The organism is Streptomyces sp. NPDC001770, assembly GCF_053596135.1.
This window is the reverse complement of the sequence record NZ_JBSFFN010000094.1, coordinates 1-3579: the sequence shown is the minus strand read 5'-3', so window position 1 is coordinate 3579 and position 3579 is coordinate 1. Positions and strand designations below refer to the sequence as shown.

The following is a 3579-nucleotide window of genomic DNA, read 5'->3' as shown; positions in this document are numbered from 1 at the left end:
AACCCATGCACACCCGCCAAAACATCGTCCAACCGCCAGTCCACATACGGCGCCAGAGCCACACCACACTCCGCCAACCTCGCCGCGAACACCGGCGAAACCTCCGCCAACTCACGGCCCATCCCCACCCACTGACTGCCCTGCCCGGGGAAGACGAACACCGTCCGCCCCACACCGGCCGACGGTACCTCCCCCGTCACCACACCGGCCCCGGGCCGGTCCTCGGCCACGGCGTCCAGTTTCGCCGCCAGTTCGGCGAGATCCGCACCCAGCACCACCGCGCGCCGCTTGAAAGCCGTCCGCGCGGTGGTGAGCGACCACGCCACTTCCGGCAGCGGCGACTCCGGGCGGGCCAGGAGGTGCTCCCGCAGCCGTCGCGCCTGATCCGCCAGGGCTTCGGCGGACCGTCCGGAGACTGTGACCGGAATCAGTGCGGGTTCGGCGACGAGCACCGGAATCCCGGCAGGCTCCGGAGCGGTCGGCTCCTCGGCGGGCGCCTCCTCCAGGACCACGTGTGCGTTGGTGCCGCTGATCCCGAACGCCGAGACGCCCGCGCGGCGCGGATGCTCGCCCGCCGGCCACTCGACGCGTTCCTGGAGCAGGCTCACGTACCCCGCGGACCAGTCGACGTGCGGCGTGGGCTGCGCCGCGTGCAGCGTCGCCGGGAGCATGCCGTGCCGCAGTGCCAGCACCATCTTGATCACACCGGCTATGCCCGCCGCCTGCTGCGCGTGCCCGATGTTCGACTTGACCGAGCCGAGCCACAGCGGTCGATCAGCCGAGTGCCCCTGCCCGTACGTCGCCAGTACCGCCTGCGCCTCGATCGGGTCTCCCAGGGTGGTGCCGGTGCCATGCGCCTCGACCACGTCAACGTCACCCGTCGTCAGGCGGGCGTTGGCCAGTGCCGCACGGATCACCCGCTGCTGCGCCGGTCCGTTGGGCGCGGACAGACCGTTGGAGGCGCCGTCCTGGTTGACGGCGCTCCCCCGGACCACGGCCAGCACCCGGTGCCCGTGGCGCCGGGCGTCCGACAGGCGCTCCAGCACCACCACGCCCGCCCCTTCGGCGAGCCCCATCCCGTCCGCGGTCGCACCGAACGCCTTGCACCGCCCGTCCCGGGCGAGTGCGTTCTGCTGCGAGAAACCCACGAACTCGCCCGGGCTGACGATCACCGTCACCCCGCCGGCCAATGCCAGCGTGCTCTCGCCCGAACGCAGCGACTGCACGGCGAGGTGCAGTGCGACCAGCGAGGAGGAGCAAGCGGTGTCCACCGACACGGCCGGCCCGGTGAGGCCCAGGGTGTACGACACCCGGCCGGACAGCACACTCATCGCCGTCCCGGTGATGAGGTGTGCCTCCGAGCCGGAAAGGTCGCCGCCGGAGGTCGCGTACCCGGAGGGCGCGGCACCCGCGAACACGCCGGTGGCCGACTCCCGCAGGCTCGCCGGGTCGATCCCGGCCCGTTCGACCGCCTCCCATGCCGTTTCCAGCAGCAGTCGCTGCTGCGGGTCCATCGCCAGCGCCTCACGCGGACTGATCCCGAAGAACCCGCCGTCGAAGTCCGCGGCTCCGGAGACGAAACCGGCTTGGACGGTGCTGCTCGTGCCGTCCGCGCCCGATGCGGCACCGGTGAGCCCGTCGAGGTCCCAACCGCGGTCGGCAGGGAACCCGCCGACCGCGTCCCCACCCGACATCAGCAGGTCCCACAGGTCGTCGGGGGTGCGCACGCCGCCCGGGTAGCGGCAGGCCATCCCGACGATCGCGATGGGTTCCCGCTCCCGCTCGGTCACCTCGCGCAGCCGGGCCCGCGCGGTGCGGAGCTTGGCGGTGGTCTGCTTGAGGAAGTCGAGCAGTTTCTCTTCGTTCTGCATGGGTCTGTCGCTCACATTCGACCTCGTTCGGGAGGAGTTGGTGCCGACGGGACTGCCACGGTCAGTCGAAGTCCGGATCGTCGAGCTCGTCCTCCAGGAGGGCGAACATCTCGTCGGCGGTGGCCTCCTGCAGGGCCCGCTTGTCGGCCCCGCCGGTCTCGCCCGTGTCGCGGACGCCCCGGAAGCGCTGGGTAAGCGCCTCCAGCCGGGCCACGATCTCGGCTCGGGTCTCGTCGTCCGACGGTGTCAGCCCGGCGGCCAGCCGTTCGAACTCATCCAGCACGGCCGTGTGGCCGACCAGCTCCTTCCCGGACAGCTCGGTGATCAGGAAGTCGGCCACGGCCTCCGGAGTCGGGTGGTCGAAGACCAGTGTCGACGGCACCCGGACGCCGCATGCGGTGTTCAGCCGGTTACGGAGCTCGACGGCGGTCAGCGAGTCGAAGCCCAGTTCGCGGAAGGCCCGGCTCGCCATGATCTCGTCCGCGGAGTCGTGCCCCAGCACGGCCGCCGCGTGTGTCCGGACCAGTTCGACGACGGTCCGCCGCCGCTCGGCGGCCGGCATCCCGGCCAGGCGGGCGGCGTACTCGCTGCGCTGGTCGTCCGCCGGACGGACCGCCGTGTCCTCCTGGGCTTCGGGAATGGTGTCCAGCAGCGGTCGGGGACGGGCGGCGGTGAAGACCGGCGCGAACTTCTCCCACTCGATGTCCGCCAGGGCGATGAACGTCTCGTCGTCCGCAAGGATCTCCCCGAGCGCCGTCAACGCCCGGTCGGTGTCGAGGAAGTTCATCCCCTGCCGCAGCAGACGGTGCGGGGTCACCCGACCCGGCGCCTGGTCCATCACCGCATCCACGGCATCCCAGTCACGGGTGTTCCACACACCCCAGGCAACCGACGTCCCCGGCAGACCCCGGGCCCGCCGGTCCTCCGCCAACCCGTCCAGGAACGCGTTACCGGCCGCATAAGCACCGTGGTCATTGCTGCCCCACGTCGCAGAAATCGACGAGAACATCACGAACTCGTCGATCCCCAACGCCGCCGTCGCCTCGTCCAGATGCACCGCGCCGACCGCCTTCGCACCGAGCGCAGCCGCGAGACCCTCGTGATCCGTGTCGTCCACCCGGGCCAGGAAAGGCAAGTTCGCCGAGTGCAGGACGGTCGACAGGCCGGGACCGGTGTTCTCGATCCACTCGACCATCCCGGTCACCTGCGTACGGTCCGTGAGGTCGCACGACACGACCTCGACGGCGGAACCTCCGCCCGCCACCGTCGCGGCCAACGCAGCCACACCGGGGGCCGACGGGCCCGACCGCGAGGTCAGCACCACCCTCGGGGCATCGTGCTCGGCCAGCCACGGACCGATGCAGACACCGATCGACCCCGTACCACCCGTCAGCAGAACCGTGCCACGCGGCGACCAGCCCGCCGACTCACCCCGACGCGTCTCGGCCCGCACCAACCGACGCAGGAAGACACCCGACTCCCGCACCGCGACCTGATCCTCCCGGCCACCGGCGAACACACCGACCAGCCGGGCTGCGGCCTCGGCATCCCACGCTGCCGGCAGGTCGACCAGCCCACCCCACCGGTCCGCGTGCTCCAGACCGACCGTGCGACCCAGACCCCACACCTGCGTCTGCGCCGGACTCGTCGTCACCTCACCCGCACCGACCTGCACCGCACCACGCGTCAACACCCACAACGGCGCAGT

The 3579-nt window shown here is 71.5% G+C and carries 2 protein-coding genes; both read right to left on the bottom strand.

The window, feature by feature from the left end:
- A partial coding sequence (locus ACWCSV_RS34455) for a type I polyketide synthase (protein ID WP_451149189.1) occupies nt 1–1871 on the bottom strand: 1871 nt, incomplete at its 3' end.
- 61 nt (nt 1872–1932) lie between these two features.
- Nucleotides 1933–3579, bottom strand: a 1647-nt coding sequence (locus ACWCSV_RS34450) for a beta-ketoacyl reductase (RefSeq protein ID WP_451149187.1), incomplete at its 5' end; no start/stop codon positions are given.